We start from the raw sequence: 20230 nt of genomic DNA on the forward strand, positions 1-20230 counted from the left end.
GCGGCGGCTCCGGCTCCCCGAGGAGGGTCCGGGTGGGCTCGCTGACCACCTCCCCGCGCTCGCGGCCGGGGCGGCCCGCGCGGCGCAGCAGCGGCGGCAGGTGCCCGGCGCTGGACCAGGACACCTCCCAGCCGCCGTCGTCCAGTCGCTGCAGCGAGGCGTACACGAGGCTGGCCATGCGGGGCACGCTCATGCCGCCGACCAGCGCGTCCACGCGCCCCAGGACGCTGCCGGGGTCGTCCAGGTCGTGGGCGCAGGAGCGCACCACGGACCGGATCTGCCCCATGGCGGCGGCGGCCTCCACGTCGTGGCCGACGACGTCGCCGACGACGACGGCCGCGAGGTCGTCGGTGGTCTGCAGGACGTCGTACCAGTCCCCGCCGACCTGGGCGTGCTCGGCGTTGGAGTCGTAGAACGTCCACACGTCCAGGCCCGGGACGACCGCCTGCTCGGGCAACATGCTGCGCTGCAACGTCTCCGCCAAGGTGTGTTCCCGCTGGTGCAGCCGCGCGGTCTCCACCAGGAGCCCCGCGCGGCGGGCGGCGCCCGCGAGCACCGCCAGGTCCTTCCCGTCCCTGCCGGCCCCGCCGCCCGGGCGGGGCAGCGTGACGAGCAGGCCCACGACCGTCTCACGGCCCACCAGGGGCGTGAGCACCGCCTCCGCGGCACCCCCGGCGAGCGCGGGCAGCCCGGCCAGCTGGGCGGCGATCCAGCCGGAGGGGGTGGCCGCGCGCTCGTCCGGGCCGGTGGGCGCGCCGCCGGCCAGGGGCGCGGGGCGCACGGGCTGGTGCGGGTCGACGTCCAGGTGCGGGTCCGGCGGCCGGGTCCGGGCGGTGCGCGGCAGCCGTCGGCCCACCAGGCCGGCCGCCCCGCCCAGGCGCGGTCCGGCGGCGGCGGCCACGACGGCCTCGGTGGGGCGCACCGCCCCCGTGTGGTCGCCGGTCAGCACGAGCGCGGCGTCGGCGGCGACGTGGGTGACCAGCAGGTGCGCCACGCGGTCCAGCCCGGCGGCGACGTCGTCGACGACGACGACCGCGTCCAGCTGCTCCAGCAGCGCCAGGCGCTGCGCGCTCTCCTCCTCGGCGGCCAGGGCGCGGTGCAGCTGCGCCTCGGCGCCGGCGCGGCCGGTGACGTCGCTGTGCCAGGACACGACGTGGCAGACGGCGCCGGTCGGGTCCGTCAGGGGCGTGGTCCGCACGTGGTGCAGGAAGGAGGTGCCGTCGCTGCGGCCGGCCAGCACGGTGACGGCCGCGGGCTCGGCCTCGTGGACGCTGCGGGACAGCGCCGTGCGCACCAGGTGCCGGCCGTCGAGGTCGTCGGTGCGCAGCAGCGCGGCGGCGGGACCGCCCACGACCTCGTGCGCAGGGGTCCCGGTGGCGCGGGACCAGCCCTCGCCGGCGTGGACGACGACGACCTCGGTCGCCCCGTCCGGGCCGCCGGGGCGGACGGCGCTGACGGCGAGGCCCGCGACGTCCGCGAAGCCGCTGGACCCGGCGCCCCCGGCGCCCTCGGCGCGGTGCAGCGCGAGCACGGTCCGCCGGGCGGTGCGCTCCGGGACACCGCCGTCGACGTACGGCGTGGCGGACAGCCACAGCCCGTCGGGCAGCGCCGTCCCGACCAGGTGCTCGCCGCGGGCGGCGCGCGCCCACAGCTCCGCCTCTGCGGCCCCGGCGCCCGGGCGGGCCCGGCCCAGCCAGCCCGCCAGGTCGGCCAGGTCGCCGGTCAGCCGCTCCCGCGGGCCGGCGCCCGCCAGGGCGCGTGAGGCGGCGTCGGCGCCGAGCAGGGGGGCGTCCGCCCCCGGCGCGGACGCGGGGGACGGGTCGGGGGCGCGGCCCACCAGGAGCACGGCGACCGGTTCCTCGCGCAGCGCGACCGGCTGCGGCGGGTCGGCGCTCATGCGGGCTCTCTCCTCTTCCGGCTGCGGGGCGATGGCGCGCGCGGACGACGCCGACCCGGTGGATAGCATGCAGCCGAGCCCGACGGTCCGCGCGTCGAGGAGGCCGCCCGTGGAGACCGCGGGGACCTCCGTCCCGCCCGCGGTCTGGCGTGTTCTACCGTGCGGTACCAGCCACACGGCCGACATCCGCGCCTGCAGAGACCCGGGCCGGCTCGACAGCCTGCGTGCAGCCCAGCGGAGGAGCCATGACGAAGGACTCGACACCGGACGCCGCCCCCGGGGGCGAGGCGCCCCGCGTGCCGGAGGTGCGCTCGGTGGACCCCGGCTCCGTGCACGTCCTGTACGAGCCGCGCGCCACCCGCGTCGTCCTGACCGGGGAGATCGACGCCGAGCTGGGCCCGGACCTGCTGGAGGCGGCCGAGGACGCGCTGTCCTCGGGCCGGCCGCTGCAGGTGGACGCGCACCACGTGACGTTCATGGACTCCACGGGCCTGGCGTTCCTGGCCCGGCTGGCCTCGCGCAGCCGCGGGCGCCGGGTCACCCTCATCCGCCCGCCGGCGGTGGTGAAGTTCCTCATCGAGACGACCAACATCGTCCAGCTGCTCGACGTGGTCGACGAGGAGCCGGGCCTGTCGGACGACGACGACCTCGGGCCGCAGCCGGCCTGAGGCCCGCAGCACCCGCCGGCACCCCCGGCACCGAGCACGAGGGCCCGCCACCGTCCGACGGTGGCGGGCCCTCCTGCTGACCGGTGCGCTCAGCGCGTCACCCGAGGGTCACTTGAGGTGCTTGCCGGCGCTGCGCAGGCCCTGGGCGGCCTCGACGACGCGGGCGGCCATCCCGGCCTCGGCGGCCTTGCCCCACGTGCGCGGGTCGTACTGCTTCTTGTTGCCGACCTCGCCGTCGACCTTCAGCACGCCGTCGTAGTTGCGGAAGAAGTGCTCCACGACGGGGCGGGTGAAGGCGTACTGCGTGTCGGTGTCGATGTTCATCTTCACCACGCCGTGGTCGACGGCGGCGGAGATCTCCTCGGGCAGCGAGCCGGAACCGCCGTGGAAGACGAGGTCGAACGGCTTGTCCTTGCCGACCTCGCCGCCGATCTCGTCCTGGATCTCCTTGAGGATCTCCGGGCGCAGCTTGACGTTGCCGGGCTTGTAGACGCCGTGGACGTTGCCGAAGGTCAGGGCCGTCATGTACCGGCCCTTCTCCCCCGTGCCGAGGGCCTGCACGGTGGCGCGGGCGTCCGCGACGGTCGTGTAGAGCTTGTCGTTGATCTCGTGGGCGACGCCGTCCTCCTCGCCGCCGACGACGCCGATCTCGACCTCCAGGACGATCCGCGCGGCGCTGGTCAGGGCCAGCAGCTCCTCGGCGATCCGCAGGTTCTCCTCCAGCGGCACGGCCGAGCCGTCCCACATGTGCGACTGGAACAGCGGCTCGCGGCCCTCCTTCACCCGCTCGGCGGAGATGGCGATGAGGGGGCGGACGAAGCCGTCCAGCTTGTCCTTCGGGCAGTGGTCGGTGTGCAGGGCGATGTTGACGTCGTACGCCTTGGCGACGTGGTGGGCGTACTCGGCCAGGGCCTGCGCCCCCAGGACCATGTCCTTGACGGTCGAGCCGGACAGGTACTCCGCGCCGCCCGTGGACACCTGGACGATGCCGTCGCTCTCGGCCTCCGCGAAGCCGCGGATGGCCGCGTTCAGCGTCTGCGAGGAGGAGACGTTGATCGCGGGGTAGGCGAACGACCCGGCCTTGGCGCGGTCCAGCATCTCGGCGTAGACGTCCGGGGTGGCGATGGGCATGGCTGCTCCTCTGCTGACGGCTCTGGCGGTGCCGATCCTTCCACGCCGGGCCCGGCCGCGGCACGGGAGCCGCGGAGCGCTGCGGATGCCGCCCGCGCGGGGCCGTGCCAGCGTGGGCCGCATGGGTGCTCAAGAGCTGAACGGCAAGAAGGTCGCGTTCCTCGTCGCGGGCGAGGGCATCGAGCAGGTCGAGCTGACCGAACCGTGGAAGGCGGTGCAGGAGGCGGGTGGCCAGCCGGTGCTGCTGTCGCCGCAGCCGGGCAGCGTGCAGGCCTTCGACCACCTCGACAAGGCGGACACCTTCCCCGTGGACGTCGTCGTCTCCGACGCCTCGCCGAGCGAGTACGCGGCGCTCGTGCTGCCCGGTGGCGTCGCCAACCCGGACGCGCTGCGCACCGACCGCTCCGCGGTGTCCTTCGTGCAGCAGTTCGCGGCCTCGACCCGCCCGGTCTTCGCGATCTGCCACGCGCCGTGGACGCTGATCGAGGCCGACGTGGTGCGCGGGCGCCGGACGACGTCGTGGCCGAGCCTCGCGACCGACCTGCGCAACGCGGGCGCGGAGTGGCTCGACGAGGAGCTCGTCGTCTGCGAGGGCGGGCCCGGCCCGCTGGTGACCAGCCGCAAGCCCGACGACCTGCCGGCGTTCTGCTCCGCCCTGGTGGAGCGCGTCGCGCGCGTCGACGTCCCCGCGGGGGCCTGACGTGGCCGAGGTGCGCATCGGGTACACGTGCATGAGCGAGCAGTCGGACCCCCGCTGGCTCGTGCGCGACGCGCGGGCCGCGGAGGAGGCCGGCTTCGACCTCGTCGTCTTCTCCGACCACTACTCGCCGTGGCTGACCTCGCAGGGCCACGCGCCGTACGCGTGGAGCGTCCTGGGCGCGGTCACGCAGGTCACCTCCCGCGTGGAGCTCATGACGTACGTGACGGCGCCGACGATGCGCTACCACCCGGCGGTGGTGGCGCAGAAGGCCGCGACGATGGGCCTGCTGTCCGAAGGCCGCTTCACGCTGGGCCTGGGCTCCGGCGAGAACCTCAACGAGCACGTCGTCGGCGAGCGCTGGCCGGCCGTCGAGGAGCGGCAGGACATGCTCGTCGAGGCGCTGGAGATCATCGACGAGCTGTTCGAGGGGCAGCTGCTCACCTACGCCGGGGAGCACTTCCGGGTGGACTCCGCGCGCCTGTGGGACCTGCCGGAGCAGCGGGTGCCGATCGCCGTCGGGGTGTCCGGTGAGAAGTCCTGCACCCGCTTCGCCCCGCTGGCCGACCACATGATCGCCGTGGAGCCCGACCCGTCGTTCGGGCCGGTGTGGGACGGCGCGCGCACCCCGGACCAGCCGGCGGCCAGCCGCCGGATCGGGCAGCTGCCGGTGTGCTGGGACGCCGACCGCGACGCCGCCATCGCCCGCGCGCACGACCAGTTCCGCTGGTTCGCGGGCGGCTGGAAGGTGAACGCCGACCTGCCCACCACCGCGGGGTTCTCCGGAGCGACGCAGTTCGTGCGCCCGGAGGACGTCGCTGAGGCGATCCCCTGCGGGGACGACGTGGACGCGGTCGTGGAGGCCGCGTCGGCGTTCTTCGCGGCGGGCTTCACCGACCTCGCGCTCGTGCAGGTCGGCGGCGAGCACCAGCAGCCGTTCCTGGAGGCGGCGCAGCGGGAGATCCTGCCCGCGCTGCGCGAAGCGGCCGCCTCGAACGACCCCAGCCCCAGCTGAGGAACTCCTCCACCGCGGCGGGGCCGCACCCGGACCGGGTGCGGTCCCGCCGCGCGCCCCACGGCTCAGCCGCGGGACAGGCGCAGCGTGACGATCTGGAAGGGCCGCAGCTCCAGCACCGCCGCGCCCCCGGTCACCTCCCGCAGCCCGCGCGGCTCGACGGGCCGCTCCAGCAGGTCGGTCTCGGTGACGCCGGCCACCGCGAAGGACGGGCGCACGAGCGCGCGGGCCCGCCCGCCGTGCGCCTCGTACAGGCGCACCACCACGTCGCCGCTGCGGTCCTCGGCCAGCTTCACGGCCTCCACCACGACGCCCTCGCCCTCGACGGCGAGCAGCGGCTCGACGGGCGCGGAGCCCGCCACCTCGCGCAGCGGCAGGTTCAGCCGGTACCCCTCGCGGACGGCGTCGCCGATCGCGGCGCCGACGACGAGGGAGGTGCGCAGCCGGTGCTCTCCCTGGTCGGCGTCGGGGTCGGGGAACAGCGGCGCGCGCAGCAGCGACAGCCGGACCGTGGTGGTGGTGCCGCCGTCCTCGCGGGTGGTGCGGCCGGTGTCGTGGCCGTAGGTGGAGTCGTTGGCGACGGCCACGCCGTACCCGGCCTCGCCCACGTGCACCCAGCGGTGCGCGCACGTCTCGAACCGCGCCGCGTCCCAGGAGGTGTTGGCGTGGGTGGGGCGCAGCACGTGCCCGAACTGCACCTCGCTGGCGGCGCGGTCGGCGTGCACGTCGAGGGGGAAGGCGAGCTTGAGCAGCTTCTGCCGCTCGTGCCAGTCCACGTCGAACGCCAGCTCGACCGAGCGGGCGCCCGCGGCCAGCGACACCGTCTGCTCCACGCGCGAGTCCCCGAACCGGCGCACGACGCGCACGGCGACGCGCTGCGGTCCCTCCTCCACGAGGTCGACGGACTCGGCGGCGGTCAGGTCGGTGGTGTGCCGGCGGTAGTGCTCGTCGACGTCCCAGGCGTCCCACTGGGTGGGGGTGTCGCGGTGCAGCTGCAGCAGGCCGCCGCGCCGGCCCGGCGCGAGGACCTCCCGGCCGGCCGCGACGTCGAGGACGGAGGCCAGCAAGCCGTCGCCGTCGACGAGGACCCGCACGTGGTCGTTCTCCAGGACGAACCCGTCCCCCTCGGCCTTCGCGCGGGCGTCGGCGCCCGGCCGCGCGGGCGCCGCGCCCAGCGCGGGCACGCCGTCACGGGCGAACGGCCCGGCGTTGAACACGACGCTGCTCGTGCCCCCGCCGTCCCCGCCGGCCAGCGCCCGCAGCGAGGAGGTGATGAGCTCCTCCAGCTCGGCGGCGACCTCGGCGTAGCGGGCCTCGGCCTCGCGGTGCACCCAGGCGATCGAGGAGCCGGGCAGGATGTCGTGGAACTGCTGCAGCAGCACGACGTGCCAGATCCGCTCCAGCGCCTCGTACGGGTAGTCGGCACCGCGCTGCACCGCCGCCGCGCTCGCCCACAGCTCCGCCTCGCGCAGCAGGTGCTCGCTGCGCCGGTTGCCGCGCTTGGTGCGCGCCTGCGAGGTGTAGGTGCCGCGGTGGAACTCCAGGTACACCTCCCCGCTCCACACCGGCGGGTCGGGGTACTCCTCCTCGGCGCGGCGGAAGAAGTCGTGCGGGCCGCCCAGCTCGACGACCGGGGACCCCTCCAGCGAGCGGGTGCGCGCGGCCGCGGCGAGCATCTCGCGGGTGGGGCCGCCGCCGCCGTCGCCGTAGCCGAACGGCAGCAGCGAGGTGCGGGCGCGTCCCTTCTCGGCGAACTGCCGCTCCGCGCGGGCCAGGTCCTCCCCGCCCAGGTCGGAGTTGTACGTGTCCGCCGGCGGGAAGTGCGTGAAGATCCGCGTGCCGTCGATGCCCTCCCACGCGAAGGTGTGGTGCGGCATCCGGTTCACCTCGTTCCACGACGGCTTCTGCGTGAGGAACCAGCGGGCGCCCGCGGCGCGGGCGATCTGCGGCATGGCCGCCGTGTAGCCGAAGGAGTCCGGCAGCCACACGTCCAGCGGCTCGACGCCCAGCTCCTCGGCGAAGAACCGCTTGCCGGCGACGAACTGGCGGGCCAGCGCCTCCCCGCCGGGCATGTTCGTGTCCGACTCCACCCACATGCCGCCCACGGGCACGAAGCGGCCCTCGGCGACGCGCCGCTTGATGCGCTCGAACAGCTCCGGCTGGGTGTCGCGCACCCACGCGTACTGCTGCGCCGAGGAGCAGGCGAACACCAGGTCCGGGTCCTCGTCCATGAGCGCGAGCACGTTGGAGAACGTGCGGGCGCACTTGCGGGCGGTCTCCCGCGTCGGCCACAGCCACGCGGAGTCGATGTGGGCGTGGCCCACGGCCGTGACGCGGTGCGCGCTGGCCGACGCGGGCTGCGCCAGGACGCCCGCCAGCGCGGCGCGCCCCGCGGCGGCGGTGCCGGCCACGTCCCACGGGTCCACGACGTCGACGGCCGCGTCCAGGGCGGTGAGGACCTCCGCGCGGCGGGTGGAGGCCTCCGGCAGCTGCCCGAGCAGCCCGCGCAGCGTCCACACGTCCTGCAGCAGCTCCCACACCGTCACGTCGAGCTCGGCGACGTCGGCGGCCGCCAGGCGGTACAGCGGGTCGGTCCCCGCCGTCGCCGGGTCGCCCAGCCGCGTCGGGGAGGCGAACACCCCGTCCCCGGACACGTCCGGGTTGGACGACGCCTCCAGCAGGACGTCGACCCCGGGCCCGCCGCCCAGCGCGGCCAGGGGCACGTACCGGTTGCGCGGGTGCAGGCCCTTCACGACGGTGCCGTCCGGGCGGTAGGCGGTGGCCTCGGCCTGGAACCCCGGCTGCACGGCCGAGTAGCCGAGGTCGGCGACGACCTCCAGGCGGGTGCCGTCGGCGCCCCAGCCGTCCGGGACGTCCCCGCGCAGCCGGAACCACGTCGTGCCCCACGGCCGGCCCCACGCGGTGCCCACCGCGAACGGCGCGAACTCCTGGCCGAGCGCCTCGGCGAAGGGCACCGGCTCCCCCGGGGCCGCCCACGCCGACACCTCCAGCGGGTGCCGGCGCCGGTACGCCGCCGGTTCGAGGCGCTCGCGGACGAAGCGCTCCACGCGCATCTCGACCAGGGCGGGGTTGACGTGCACGCGGGGCTCCTCGGGTGGTGCGGACGGGGTGGTGCGGGCGGGTGGTGGGCCGTCAGCCCTTGACGGACCCGGCCAGGGCGAACGAGCCGCCCGCCAGGCGCTGCACGACGAGGTACAGCGCGAGGACCGGGGTGGCGTACAGGACGGAGAAGGCGGCCAGCTGCCCGTAGGCGATGGCGCCCTGCGTGCCGAAGAAGGTGAAGATCGACACGGCGGCCGGCTGCTTGGCGGGGTCGAGCAGCAGGACGAAGGGGACGAAGAAGTTCCCCCACGCCTGGGTGAACACGAAGATGAAGACCACCGCGATGCCGGGCCGCATGAGCGGGACGACGATGCGCCGCAGCGCGGACATGGCGCTGGCGCCGTCGACCCAGGCGGCCTCCTCCAGCGAGACCGGCACCCCGTCCATGAAGTTCTTCAGCATCCACACGGCCATCGGCAGCGACGTGGCGGCCAGGAACAGCACCGTGCCCAGCAGCGAGTCCAGCATCCCCAGCGCCACGAACAGCGCGTACACCGGGACCATGATCGCCGTGATGGGCAGGCAGCTGCCGAAGAGGATGACGTACATGAACGAGCGGTTGAACCGCATCCGGTACCGCGAGAGCGGGTACGCGGCCAGCGTCGCCACCACGACGGTGACCAGGGCCGCGCCACCGGAGACGACGAGGGAGTTCCACAGCGGCAGGAACGTCAGGTCGTAGGTGAGGACGGTGCTGAAGTGCTCCAGCGTGGGCCGGGTCGGCACGGACACCGACACGGTGGCGGCGGGGTCCACCGAGGCCAGGAGGATCCACGCCAGCGGAACGAGGAACGCCACGCCCACGAGGGCCAGCGCGAGGTTCGCGGCGACGCTCGTCCCGCGCCGCTGCGGCGAGGTCAGCCGTGGGGCGGGCGGCGCGTCGGGCACGACGACGGGCGCGGCAGCCGGGGTCCCCGTCGAGGCCCCCGCGGAGGGCCGGGTGTCCGCCATCAGTCCACCTCCGGCTTGAGGACGCGCACGTACACGGTCGCGAACAGGGCCCCGACGACGAGGGTGACGACGGCGATGGCGGTGCCGTAGCCCACCTGCCCGAACCGGAACGCCTCCTGGAAGGCCAGCACGGGCAGGGTCGAGCTGGACGTGCCCGGCCCGCCGCCGGTCATCACCCAGATGAGGGTGAACACGCCGAGGGTCTGCAGCGTGGTGAGCATGAGGTTGGTGCCGATGGAGCGGCGCAGCAGCGGCAGGGTGATGCGGAAGAACCGCTGCCGGCCGCTGGCGCCGTCCAGCGCGGCGGCCTCGGCCAGGTCCGGCGGCACCTCGGCCAGCGCCGCCCCGTAGACCATCATCGAGAAGGCGGTGCCGCGCCAGACGTTGGCGAGGATGACGGCCATCATCGGGAACGTCACCAGCCACGCCGTGCCCCCGGCCCCCTCGCCGCCCACCAGCCCCAGCACGGCGTTGAGGGTCCCGTCGCCGGAGAAGAACGCGTACAGGGCGAACGCGGCGACGATCTCCGGCAGCACCCAGGCGGTGACGACGAGCCCGCTGACGAGGGCCCGCAGCGGCCCGCGCGCCGCCCGCAGCAGCAGGGCGACGACCATGCCGAGGACGTTCTGCCCCACCACGGCCGAGGCCAGCACGAACAGCAGCGTCAGCCACGCCGACTGCCAGAACTCGGTGCTGGTGACGAGCTGGGCGTAGTTGTCCAGCCCCACGAACTCGGGGTCGGCGGCGCGGTAGCCGGACAGGGCGGTGTTGGTCAGCGACCCGTAGAGGGCGTAGGCGATGGGGCCGGCCAGGAACACCAGCATGAGCGCCACGGTGGGCGCCAGCGGCGCCAGGCGGGCGAGGAGGACGAGCCGGCCCCCGCCGTCGCCGCGGCCGGTGGCGCGGGCGGGCGCGGGCGCGGTGGCTCCGGCGGGGGCGCTCACGTCAGTCCGCCGCCTGCGTGCCGTCCTCGCCGACGATGGCGACCAGGCCGTCGTCGTAGGCCTGGGCGGCCTGCTCCGGCGTCGCCGCGCCCGTGGCGACGTCCTCGGTGGCCGCCTGGATGTTCGCGGAGATCTGCGAGTAGTCCGGGGTGGCGGGCCGGAAGTTGGTCACCGGCACGAGGGAGGAGAAGAACTCGAACGAGGGGTTGTAGTCGAGGTACGCGGGGTCCTCGGCGACGTCGGTGCGCACGGCGATCTGGCTGTTCTCGGTGTTGTACTTCAGCGTGTTCTCGCGGTTGAGCGCGACGGTGATGAAGTCGAACGCCGCCTGCGGGTCGGCGGCCTGGGAGCCGACGGACAGCAGCCAGCCGCCCGACATGGACGTGCGGCCGGGATCCTGCCCCTCCTGGGTGGGCATCGCGGCGATGCCCATCGTCTCCTCCCACTCGGGCCACTCGTTCTCCCCGGAGATCCACTGCCCGGGCAGCCAGGAGCCGTCGATCGCGATGGCCAGCTCGCCCTGCGGCAGCATCTCGGTGGCCACGCGGCTGCCGAGGGCGGCGTCGAGGGCGAGGGCGGTGTCGGGGCCGAGCTCCTCGGAGAAGACGGTGTCGTAGAAGGCGAGGCTGTCGCGGAACCCCTGCGAGCCGGTGATCCACTTCTGGGTGTCGGCGTCGTACAGCTCGTCGCCCGTGCCGTACAGGAGCATCTCGAAGCCCTGCATGGACGTGGCCTCGCCGGCGGCGCGGCTGGCGTAGAGGTTGAGGGGGACGACGCCGGGCACGCGCTCCTTGACGGTCCGGGCGGCCGCCAGGACGTCGTCCCACGTGGTCGGCTGCCAGTCGGTGGGCAGCCCCGCCTGCTCGAACACCTGCTTGTTGAAGTAGATGCCGCGGGTGTCGGTGCCCATGGACACGCCGTAGGTCTGCCCGTCGTCGCCGAGGCCGGCCTGCTTGGCGGTCTCGTCGAACTGCCCCCACTCGTCCCACCCCTCGAGCAGGTCGTCGATGGGCGCGAGGTAGCCGGCCGCGGCGTCCGAGCGGACCTGGAAGGAGTCCTCGTAGATGACGTCGGGGGCCGTGGACGGGGAGCGGTTCAGCAGGGCGAGGCGGGTGAAGTACTGCTCCTGCTCGGCCTCGATGGGCACCAGCTCGATCGTGCGCCCCTCGTTGGCGGCCTCGTACTCGCTCTTGGCCTTCTCCAGGACGTCCTCGAGCTGGGTGAACTGCGCGGTCCGCTGGTAGGCGACCCGGATGGTGTCCTCGTCACCGCCGCCGCCGCTCGAACCGCCGCAGGCGGTGAGGCCCAGGGCCGCGACCGCGACCAGGGCGGTCAGGGAGTGCCGTCTGCGCATCGTCGTGCTCCTCCTCCGCGGGGGTCGCCGCTGACCCCGTGAGGAGTATGTAAATCAAGTGGAGTTGCTCCCGTCAAGGGGCCACGAGGAGGACGGACGAGCGCGGGCTGAACGCGTCGTCCAGCACCAGGCACGCCGCGCCCACCGCCGTCACGTCGCGCCCCACCCGGGTGCCGCGGATCTCCACCGGGTGCAGGGCCGAGGCCACCTCGTGCGAGCGCACCAGCGGCGGCACCACCCGCAGGAACCGGCGCTCCAGCCGCGGCCACAGCGGCCCGCCGAAGACGACGAGGTCCACGTCCAGCAGGTTCTGCACGCCCGAGACGGCCCGCGCCACGCGCGCGGCCGCCGCGTCCAGCACCGCCACGGCCGCGGGCACGCCCTCGTCGGCCAGCCGGCACACCGCCGCCAGGGCGCGGTCCACGCTCAGCTCGTCGTCCAGCGGCCACGGCCCCAGGCCCGCCGCGCGCGCCTGCTCCACCAGCGAGCGCGGCGCGTTGCGCTCGCCCAGGCAGCCGCGCTGCCCGCACTCGCACAGCGGGCCCTCCCCGTCGGCCGCCAGGTGCCCCAGCTCCCCCGCGTTGCCCGACGCCCCGCGCATCACCTCCCCGCGCAGCACCAGTCCCGCCCCGATCCCGGTGCCCAGGTAGACGAACGCGAAGCTGCCCGTGGGGCCCGCCCCGCCCGCCCACATCTCGGCCACCGCGGCGGCCACGACGTCCTTGTCCAGCAGCACCGGCAGGCCCGTGGCGGCCGCCAGCTCCTCGCGCACCGCCACCCGCCGCCAGCCGGGCAGGTTCGGGGCGCCGACCACCGCCCCGCCCGGCCCGTCCACCGGGCCCGGCACCGCCACCCCCAGCCCGGCCAGCCGCTCCGGCGGCACGCCCGAGGCCGCCACCACCGCCGCCACCTCCGCGGCCACCAGCGCCAGCACCTCCGCCGGCGCCTGCTCGGGCGCCAGCGGCACGTCCGAGCGGGCCACCACCCCGCCGCGCAGGTCCAGCACCACGGTCGTGACGACCACCGGGTCCAGGTGAACACCCACGGCGTAGCGCCCGTGCGGGGCCAGCTGCAGGATCGTGCGCGGCTTGCCGGGGCCGCCGCCGCGCTTGCCGGTCTCCTCCACGAGGCCCTGCTCCAGCAGCCACCGGCTGATGTTCGAGACCGTCTGCGCCGACAGGCCCGTCAGCGCGGCCAGCTCCACCCGGCTGAGGCCGTCGGCGTGCCGGCGCACCGCGTCGAGCACCACCGCGCGGTTGTAGTCGCCGACGCGGGGGAGGTTCGACCCGCGGCGCACCGCGGAGGAGGCGGGGGGCAGCACCGCGTCAGGGTGCCACGCCCCCGCCGTCCGTCAGTCCTGCTGCGCGCGCAGCCCCTCGGCCAGCAGCTCCGCCAGGTGCTTCGGGCGCACCCCGGCGAGGTTCTCCGCCTGCGTGCGGCAGGAGTACCCGTCGGCCAGGACGGTCGCGTCGCCGCGCTCGCGCAGCGCCGGCAGCAGCTTCTGCTCGGCCACCTGCACCGAGACGTCGTAGTGCCCGTCCTCGGCGCCGAAGTTGCCGGCCAGGCCGCAGCAGCCCGACAGCACCTGCGCCTCCACCCCCGCCCTCGCCAGCAGCGCCGCGTCGGCGGAGAAGCCCATGACGGCGTGCTGGTGGCAGTGCGGCTGCACGACGGCCCGCTGGTCCACGGCCGGCGGCTGCCAGTCCGGGCGCAGCTCCTCCACCAGCTCCGCGAGCGTCTTCACCCGCCCCTTCAGCGCGTGCGCGCGGGGGTCCTCGGGCAGCAGCTCGGCGGCGTCGTCGCGCAGCAGCGCCGTGCACGACGGCTCCAGCCCCACGACGAGCGCGCCCTCCGGCAGGTGCGGGGCGTCCAGGGCGTCCAGGCTGGCGCGCAGCTGGCGCTTGGCGCCCTCCAGCTGGCCGGTGGACACCCACGTCAGACCGCAGCAGACCTTCTCCCGCGTCACCGAGACCGTGAACCCCAGGTGCTCCAGCACCTCCACGGCCGCGCGCCCCACCTCGGGGGAGAACGCGTCGGTGAAGGAGTCCACCCACAGCACGACCGGCTCGCCGCCGCGCAGCCCGCCGCCGGCCAGCTCGCGGCGCTTGAACCACGTGCGGAACGTCCGCTCGGCGAACCTCGGCAGCGGGCGCTCCTGCGCGACGCCGCCGACCCGCTTGGCCAGCCCGGCCAGCGCCGGCACGCCGGTCAGCGCGTTGACCAGCCGCGGCGCGAACGCGGCCGCGCGGGTCCAGCGCGGCAGCCAGCCGAGCAGGTAGTGGTTCATCGGGCGCAACCGGCCGGCCCAGTGCTTGTCCAGGAACTCCGCCTTGTACGTGGGCATGTCCACCCCGGCGGGGCAGTCGTGCGTGCACCCCTTGCAGGACAGGCACAGGTCCAGGACGTCGAGGACCTCCTGCGAGCGCCACCCGTCGGTGACGAGGGTGCCGTTGACCATCTCCTGCAGCAGCCGCGCCCGGCCGCGGGTGGAGTCCTTCTCGTCGCCGGTGGCCAGGTAGCTGGGGCACATGACCCCGCCGGAGTCGGCGCGGCACTTGCCCACGCCGACGCAGCGGTGCACCGCGCGGGTCAGGTCCCCGCCGTCGTGGGAGTAGGCGAAGCGCAGCGGCAGGCCGAGAGCGTGCGCGGGCCGGGCCGCGGGCACGCGCAGGTCGGCGTCCACGGGCGCCGGGCGCACGATGACACCGGGGTTGAGCAGGTCCTCGGGGTCGAAGGCGCGCTTGACCTCCTCGAACGCGGCGACGGACTCCGCGTCGTACATCAGCGGCAGCAGCCCGCCGCGGGCGCGGCCGTCGCCGTGCTCGCCGGACAGGGACCCGCCGTGCTCGGCGACCAGGCGGGCGGCGTCCTCCAGGAACGCCTTCGTGCGCGCGGCGCCGCCGGGCGCGCCGTCCTGCTCGTACAGGGGGAAGTCGATGCGCACGTGGATGCAGCCGTCGCCGAAGTGGCCGTAGGCCAGGCCGTCGACGCCGTGGGAGGCCATCAGCGCGTCGAAGGCGCGCAGGTAGGCACCGAGGTTCTCCGGCGGCACGGCGGCGTCCTCCCAGCCCGGCCACGCCGGCTGCCCCTCCGGGGAGCGCCCGGCGAGACCGGCGCCGTCCTCGCGGATGCGCCACAGCTTCCGCGCCTCGGCGGCGGTGGGGATGACGACGGAGTCCAGCGCCCGCGAGTCCGCCACCATCGCGCGCGCGGCCGCCAAGGACTCCTCGGGGGTGTCCCCGCCCATCTCCACGAACAGCCAGCCGTCGCCGGTGGGCAGGCCCTCCACCGAGCCGCCGCGGCGCACGACGACGTCGGCCAGGCGGCGGTCGATGCCCTCCACGGCCAGCGGCGCGTGCTCCAGCAGGGCGGGGGTGGCGTCGGCGGCCTCGTGCATGGAGGCGTAGCCGAGGACGACGAACGTCGTGGCCGGGGACTGGCGCACCAGCCGCACGCGGGCGGTGAGGATCGTGGCCAGGGTGCCCTCGGACCCGGTGAGCAGGCGCGCCATCGCGGTGCCGGTGGGACCGCCGGTCTCCGGCAGCAGGTGCTCCAGGGCGTAGCCGGACACCTGCCGGCCGAAGGTGGCGAAGCGGGTGCGGATGGTCGCCAGGTGGGCCGAGGCGACGCCGCGCAGCTCGTCGAGCAGGTCCGCCGGCGGGTCGTCGGTCCACCAGCGCCGCCCGCGCCCGTCGAGGACCTCCAGCGCCACGACGTTGTGGCTGGTGCGCCCGTAGGCCAGCGCGTGCGAACCGCACGCGTCGTTGCCGATCATGCCGCCGAGGGTGCAGCGGGCGTGGGTGGACGGGTCCGGGCCGAAGCGCAGGCCGTGCGGGGCCGCGGCGCGCTGCAGGTCGTCCAGGACGACGCCGGGCTCCACCAGGGCCGTCATGCCCTCCGGGTCGACCTCCAGGACGCGGTGCAGGTGCCGCGAGAAGTCCAGGACGACACCGGTGCCGACGGCGTTGCCGGCCACCGAGGTGCCCGCGCCGCGGCTGGTGAACGGCACGCCCAGCTCCCGGCACACCGCGTGGGCGGCCACGACGTCCTCGGCGCTGCGCGGGAAGACCACCACCTGCGGCACCACGCGGTAGTTGGACGCGTCGGAGGTGTACTCGGCGCGCCGGCGGGTCGAGGCGTCCACCTGCGGCGCGCCCAGGCGCTCGCCCAGGCGGCGCACGAGCTCGTCGCCCACGAGCTCCTCGGGGCCGTCGGGAGCGGTGCCGGTGACCCGCGCCGGGTCCAGGATCGTCACCCCTCCAGTGTGCCGAGCCGCGCGGCGTGCTCCGGACGCGGCCGGAACCTCTCGGGGCTCCCGCTCGTGAGGGGGGTGGACGAGCAGCGCACCGACCGCCGAGCGCCCTCCGGGAGGACCCGTGGCCGAGACGGAGAGCACCCGCGACCCCGACGTCGCGGGGCCGGGGACGGGACCCCCGCGCGGAGAGGCCTTGGTGCTGCCCGAGCGCGCGGCGCCCGAGGGGGCCGGCGCGGCGCCCGCACCGCCCCCCTCCCCCGCCTCCGACGCCCCTGGCGCCCCGGGCCCCGGCCCCGCGCCCGGCGCGGACCCCGTGGTGGTGCTGCGCGACGCGGCGCCGGGCGACCTGGCCGGCACCGCGGCCCTGCAGCAGCGGTACCTGCCGCTGGGGCTGTTCCCGCAGCTCGGCGAGCGCTTCGTGCGGCGCTGGCACCGCACCTTCTGCGACTCCCCCGCCGCCTGGGCCGGCGTCCTCGTCGACCCGGACGGGGTGTGCGGGTACGCGCTGCTCGCCACCGACCAGCGCGCCTACCTGCGCGACGTCCTGACCCGCGACCGCCTGCCCCTGGCGGTGCTCGGCGCGGCGGGGCTGCTGCGCCGCCCCGGGCTGGCCGTGCGCTTCGCCCGCACCCGCGCGCGCCGGTACGCCCGCCGCCTCGTCCGCCCTGTCCGCCGCTCCGCGTCGGCTGGCGATCACGCGGCGTCACCTGAGACGGTGGCGGTGCTGCACGCCGTCGTCGTCGACCACCGCGCGCGGGGCCGCGGCCTCGCCGCCGCGCTGCTGGACCGCTGCGCGGCGCGCGCCCGCGCGGCGGGCGCCACGCGGATCGCGCTGGTCACCGACGCCGACGGCGCCGAGCAGGGTGCCGTGGAGCTGTACCGGCACCTCGGCTGGACCGAGGTGGGCCGGCACCGGCGCGACGGCCGCGAGCTGGTCGACTTCCAGCTCGACCTGTGACGCACCCGTCACGGGGACGGACAGACCGACCGCACGACACGAGGGACGACCCAGCACGCGTGACCCCACCCCACCAGCAGCCCCACCAGCAGCCCCACCAGCAGCCCCACCAGCCCTGCCCGCGGCGCGCCTCGCGCCGGGCCGTCCTGGCCGGCCTGGCCGGCGCCGGGACGCTCGCCGCCTGCTCCGGCGGGCAGGGACCCGCGGCGCAGCCCTCGCCGGCGACGCCCTCGCCCACCGCGCCCCCGCCCACCGCCGCACCACCGCCGAGCCCGACGCGCGCGCCGGTGCTGCTGGACCTGCCGGCGCCCGAGCCGTACGTGCCGCTGCCCGGCGAGGTGGAGCCCGGCTGCAAGGAGGCGGCCGTGGACTACGTCACCACGGCGCTGACGACCGGGTCGGCGCAGCTGGACCCGGAGTCGCCGTTCCTGGACGTCGCCGCGGTCCTCGACGCGCGCCTGCGCACCGCCGGGCTCGACCCCGCGCACGCGGCCGGGCTGCTGGGCCTGCTGCCGCCGGCGGGCGTGTCCGCGGCGGGCGTCGTGTACCCGCAGTACGGCGGGCTGAGCAGCGGCCGGCGCACCGCGAGCATCATCCTCGTCGCCGAGCAGTCGCTGCTGGACGCCGCGGCGCCCGACGAGCTGCGCCGGCGCACCCTGACCGTCGACGTGCGGCTGGCCCGCTCCGGCGACACCTGGGGCGTCACCGACGTGCTGGTGCCCGAGGTCGACTTCGAGCTGGCCGTCCCGGCGCGCCCGCAGGTGCAGGCCGTCCTCGACGACGACCGCATCGCGCTGCCGGACCCGGCGCGCTTCGACCTGCTGCAGGAGGACGTGCACGTGCGCGTCGCCGAGCTGCTGTCGGCGTACGCCGAGCAGTGGCCCCTGGCGGTGCAGGACGTCCGCTCCGGGCACCCGTTCCACGTGTACGACACCGACCGGCCCTCCAACCACACCCTCGGCCGCGCCGTGGACATCTGGTCCTTCGACGGCGTGCCCGTCATCGACCAGGAGCGCTGCCCGTGGCGGGAGGCGATGGAGTTCGCCGCCGCGTGGGGGGTCACGGAGGTCGGCGGGCCGGCGGACCTGGGGCCGCGGCCGTACTTCAGCGACCTCGTCCACCAGGACCACGTGCACTGCGGGTTCGGGGCCGCGGGCCTGACTTGAGGGCCTCCCGCCGAGGGACTCCCGCGCCGGACGGGCACGGCCTACCCTCGGTCCCGCCGCGCCCGGCGGCGCGGCACCCGGAGGAGGACGCGTGGGCGCACCAGGAGAGCTCGGGACGGGGACGGCCGCAGGGGCCTGGCCGGCCCTGCGGGTGGAGGACTGGACGGCGACCCGCGACACCCTGCACACGTGGCTGCAGGTCGTCGGCAAGGTCCGGCTGGCCCACGCGCCGCTGGTCAACCACTGGTGGCAGAGCACCCTGTACGTCAGCCCCCGCGGCCTGACCACCTCGGCCGTCCCGCACGGCGACGGGGTCTTCGACGTGGAGCTGGACGTGGTCGAGCACCGCCTCGTCGTGCGCTCCAGCGGTGGCGGCGCGCGGACGGTGGCGCTGGAGCCCAAGCCGACCGCGCAGTTCCACGCCGAGGTGATGACGGCGCTGGACGAGCTGGGGATCCCCACGAGGATCAGCGCGGCCCCGAACGAGGTGGACCCGGCGATCCCCTTCGCCGAGGACCACGTGCACGCCTCCTACGACGCCCGCGCGGTCGAGCTGTTCTGGCGGCAGCTGCTGCAGGCGGACCGGGTGATGGGCCGGTTCCGGGCCCGCTTCGCCGGCAAGGTCAGCCCCGTGCACTTCTTCTGGGGCGCGATGGACCTGGCCTGCACCCGCTTCTCCGGCCGCGGGGCGCCCCCGCACCCGGGGGGCGCGCCCAACTGCGGGGACTGGGTGATGGAGGAGGGCTACTCGCGGGAGCTGAGCAGCTGCGGTTTCTGGCCCGGCGGGGGTGAGGAGGGCGCGTTCTACGCCTACGCCTACCCCGAGCCGGCGGGGTTCGCCGAGCACCCGGTCGGTCCGGAGGGGGCGTTCTACAGCACGCAGAACCGGCAGTTCCTGCTGCCGTACGAGGTGGTGCGCCGCGCCGCCGACCCGGACGGCGCGCTGCTGGACTTCCTGCAGTCCACCTACGAGGCCGCCGCCGAGCACGCGCGCTGGGACCGCGCGGCGCTGGAGGTCGACCCCGGCCGGTGGGACCACCGCCGCTGAGCGCGGCGCCCGGGGAAGAGAGCGGGCTCCCGGCGGGTTGCACGCCCACGGCACCCGTCCCCGACCCGGAAGGCCCCGTGGTGGACCTCTTCTCGCCCGTCGTCCTCGGCGACCTGCACCTGCCCAACCGCGTCGTGATGGCCCCGCTGACGCGCATGCGCTCCGACGCCGACGGCACCCCCAACGAGCTCGTCGCCGAGCACTACGCCCAGCGGGCCAGCACGGGCCTCATCGTCGCCGAGGGCACCTACCCCAGCCACGAGTCCCGCGCCTACCCCGGCCAGCCGGGCCTGGTCACCGACGCCCACCGCGAGGGCTGGCGCCGGGTGGCCGACGCCGTGCACGCGCGCGGCGGCCGTGTCGTCGTCCAGCTCATGCACGGCGGGCGCGTCTCGCACACGGCGATCACCGGCACCGACCGGATCGTGGCGCCCAGCGCGATCGCGATCCAGGGCCAGGCGCACACGCCGGGGGGCAAGCAGGACTACCCCGTCCCGCACGCGCTGACGACCGAGGAGGTGCGCGGTGTCGTCGACGACTTCGTGGCCGCCGCCCGCCGCGCGGTCGAGGCCGGCCTCGACGGCGTCGAGGTGCACGGCGCCAACGGCTACCTGCTGCACGAGTTCCTCGCCCCCTCCTCCAACCACCGCGAGGACGAGTACGGCGGGTCGCCGGTCAACCGCGCGCGCCTGCTCGTCGAGGTCGTCACCGCGGTCGCCGAGGCCGTCGGCCCCGGCCGCGTGGGCGTGCGGATCTCGCCGGCGCACGGCATCCAGGACGTGCTGGAGGAGGACCCCGCGGACGTGGCGGCCACCTACGGCGCCGTCCTCGACGGCATCCGCCCGCTGGGCACCGCCTACCTGTCCGTGCTGCACGCCGAGCCCGCCGGGGAGTTCGTGCAGGACCTGGGGGGGGGGGGGGGGGGGGGGGGGGGGGGCGGGCGGGGGGGGGGGGGGGGGGGGTGGGGGGGGGGGGGGGGGGGGGGGGGGGGGGGGGGGGGGGGGGGGGGGGGGGGGGGGGGGG

General features: G+C 75.9%; 15 protein-coding genes. 7 read left to right on the top strand and 8 right to left on the bottom strand.

What is annotated here, in order from left to right:
* Positions 1 to 1897 (bottom strand): SpoIIE family protein phosphatase (locus ACRYMY_RS17610; RefSeq protein ID WP_432548520.1); only part of this gene is annotated, 1897 nt, incomplete at its 3' end.
* Positions 1898 to 2142: 245 nt separating this feature from the next.
* Here ACRYMY_RS17610 and ACRYMY_RS17615 point away from each other — a divergent pair.
* A complete protein-coding gene (locus ACRYMY_RS17615) occupies positions 2143 to 2565 on the top strand; it encodes an STAS domain-containing protein (protein WP_369054689.1) in 423 nt (140 codons plus the stop codon).
* 108 nt (positions 2566 to 2673) lie between these two features.
* Here ACRYMY_RS17615 and fbaA read toward each other — a convergent pair whose 3' ends face one another.
* A complete protein-coding gene (gene fbaA, locus ACRYMY_RS17620; RefSeq protein WP_432548521.1) occupies positions 2674 to 3696 on the bottom strand; it encodes a class II fructose-bisphosphate aldolase in 1023 nt (340 codons plus the stop codon).
* 121 nt (positions 3697 to 3817) lie between these two features.
* Between fbaA and ACRYMY_RS17625 the strand changes: the two genes are divergently transcribed.
* Both ACRYMY_RS17625 and ACRYMY_RS17630 read left to right on the top strand, forming a co-directional pair.
* Complete coding sequence (locus tag ACRYMY_RS17625; RefSeq protein WP_432548522.1) at positions 3818 to 4396, top strand: type 1 glutamine amidotransferase domain-containing protein; 579 nt, start codon at positions 3818 to 3820, stop codon at positions 4394 to 4396.
* A 10-nt stretch (positions 4397 to 4406) separates the two neighbouring features.
* Entirely contained in the window at positions 4407 to 5408 is a 1002-nt protein-coding gene (locus tag ACRYMY_RS17630; RefSeq protein WP_432548532.1) for a TIGR03557 family F420-dependent LLM class oxidoreductase, read from the top strand.
* Between the two features lie 65 nt (positions 5409 to 5473).
* Here the strand turns inward: ACRYMY_RS17630 and ACRYMY_RS17635 are convergent, their stop codons facing one another.
* From ACRYMY_RS17635 to ACRYMY_RS17660, 6 genes are all read right to left on the bottom strand, one after another.
* Positions 5474 to 8509, bottom strand: coding sequence for an alpha-mannosidase (locus ACRYMY_RS17635; protein ID WP_432548523.1), 3036 nt, complete (start codon positions 8507 to 8509; stop codon positions 5474 to 5476).
* 52 nt (positions 8510 to 8561) lie between these two features.
* Positions 8562 to 9482, bottom strand: a complete 921-nt coding sequence (locus tag ACRYMY_RS17640) for a carbohydrate ABC transporter permease (protein ID WP_432548524.1) — start codon at positions 9480 to 9482, stop codon at positions 8562 to 8564.
* Positions 9482 to 10306, bottom strand: coding sequence for a carbohydrate ABC transporter permease (locus ACRYMY_RS17645; RefSeq protein WP_432548533.1), 825 nt, complete (start codon positions 10304 to 10306; stop codon positions 9482 to 9484). The genes ACRYMY_RS17640 and ACRYMY_RS17645 overlap by 1 nt, the downstream gene beginning before the upstream one ends.
* Before the next feature lie 121 nt (positions 10307 to 10427).
* Positions 10428 to 11780 carry an extracellular solute-binding protein gene (locus ACRYMY_RS17650; protein ID WP_432548525.1) on the bottom strand — a complete coding sequence of 451 codons (1353 nt, stop codon included), beginning with the start codon at positions 11778 to 11780 and terminating at the stop codon, positions 10428 to 10430.
* A gap of 73 nt (positions 11781 to 11853) precedes the next feature.
* Positions 11854 to 13101, bottom strand: coding sequence for an ROK family protein (locus ACRYMY_RS17655; RefSeq protein ID WP_432548526.1), 1248 nt, complete (start codon positions 13099 to 13101; stop codon positions 11854 to 11856).
* Between the two features lie 30 nt (positions 13102 to 13131).
* A complete protein-coding gene (locus ACRYMY_RS17660; RefSeq protein WP_432548527.1) occupies positions 13132 to 16035 on the bottom strand; it encodes an FAD-binding and (Fe-S)-binding domain-containing protein in 2904 nt (967 codons plus the stop codon).
* A gap of 121 nt (positions 16036 to 16156) precedes the next feature.
* On the opposite strand from ACRYMY_RS17660, the gene ACRYMY_RS17665 reads away from it, so the two are divergent.
* The 4 genes from ACRYMY_RS17665 to ACRYMY_RS17680 form a co-directional block, all read left to right on the top strand.
* Positions 16157 to 16993 carry a GNAT family N-acetyltransferase gene (locus ACRYMY_RS17665; protein WP_432548528.1) on the top strand — a complete coding sequence of 279 codons (837 nt, stop codon included), beginning with the start codon at positions 16157 to 16159 and terminating at the stop codon, positions 16991 to 16993.
* Between the two features lie 59 nt (positions 16994 to 17052).
* Entirely contained in the window at positions 17053 to 18159 is a 1107-nt protein-coding gene (locus ACRYMY_RS17670) for a hypothetical protein (protein ID WP_432548529.1), read from the top strand.
* Between the two features lie 91 nt (positions 18160 to 18250).
* Entirely contained in the window at positions 18251 to 19207 is a 957-nt protein-coding gene (locus ACRYMY_RS17675) for a DUF5996 family protein (protein ID WP_432548530.1), read from the top strand.
* 80 nt (positions 19208 to 19287) lie between these two features.
* Positions 19288 to 20230: alkene reductase (locus ACRYMY_RS17680; RefSeq protein ID WP_432548531.1), on the top strand; the 943-nt coding region annotated here is incomplete at its 3' end.

The organism is Kineococcus haloalkalitolerans, from assembly GCF_050871905.1.
Classification (GTDB): Bacteria; Actinomycetota; Actinomycetes; order Actinomycetales; family Kineococcaceae; genus Kineococcus.

What these genes read in the sequence shown, in the direction of transcription:
- ACRYMY_RS17640 (WP_432548524.1), bottom strand. Translation starts at nt 9,482, where the DNA reads ATGGCGGACACCCGGCCCTCCGCGGGGGCCTCGACGGGGACCCCGGCT.
- ACRYMY_RS17625 (WP_432548522.1), top strand. Translation starts at nt 3,818, where the DNA reads ATGGGTGCTCAAGAGCTGAACGGCAAGAAGGTCGCGTTCCTCGTCGCG.
- ACRYMY_RS17615 (WP_369054689.1), top strand. Translation starts at nt 2,143, where the DNA reads ATGACGAAGGACTCGACACCGGACGCCGCCCCCGGGGGCGAGGCGCCC.
- ACRYMY_RS17650 (WP_432548525.1), bottom strand. Translation starts at nt 11,780, where the DNA reads ATGCGCAGACGGCACTCCCTGACCGCCCTGGTCGCGGTCGCGGCCCTG.
- ACRYMY_RS17645 (WP_432548533.1), bottom strand. Translation starts at nt 10,306, where the DNA reads ATGCTGGTGTTCCTGGCCGGCCCCATCGCCTACGCCCTCTACGGGTCG.
- fbaA (WP_432548521.1), bottom strand. Translation starts at nt 3,696, where the DNA reads ATGCCCATCGCCACCCCGGACGTCTACGCCGAGATGCTGGACCGCGCC.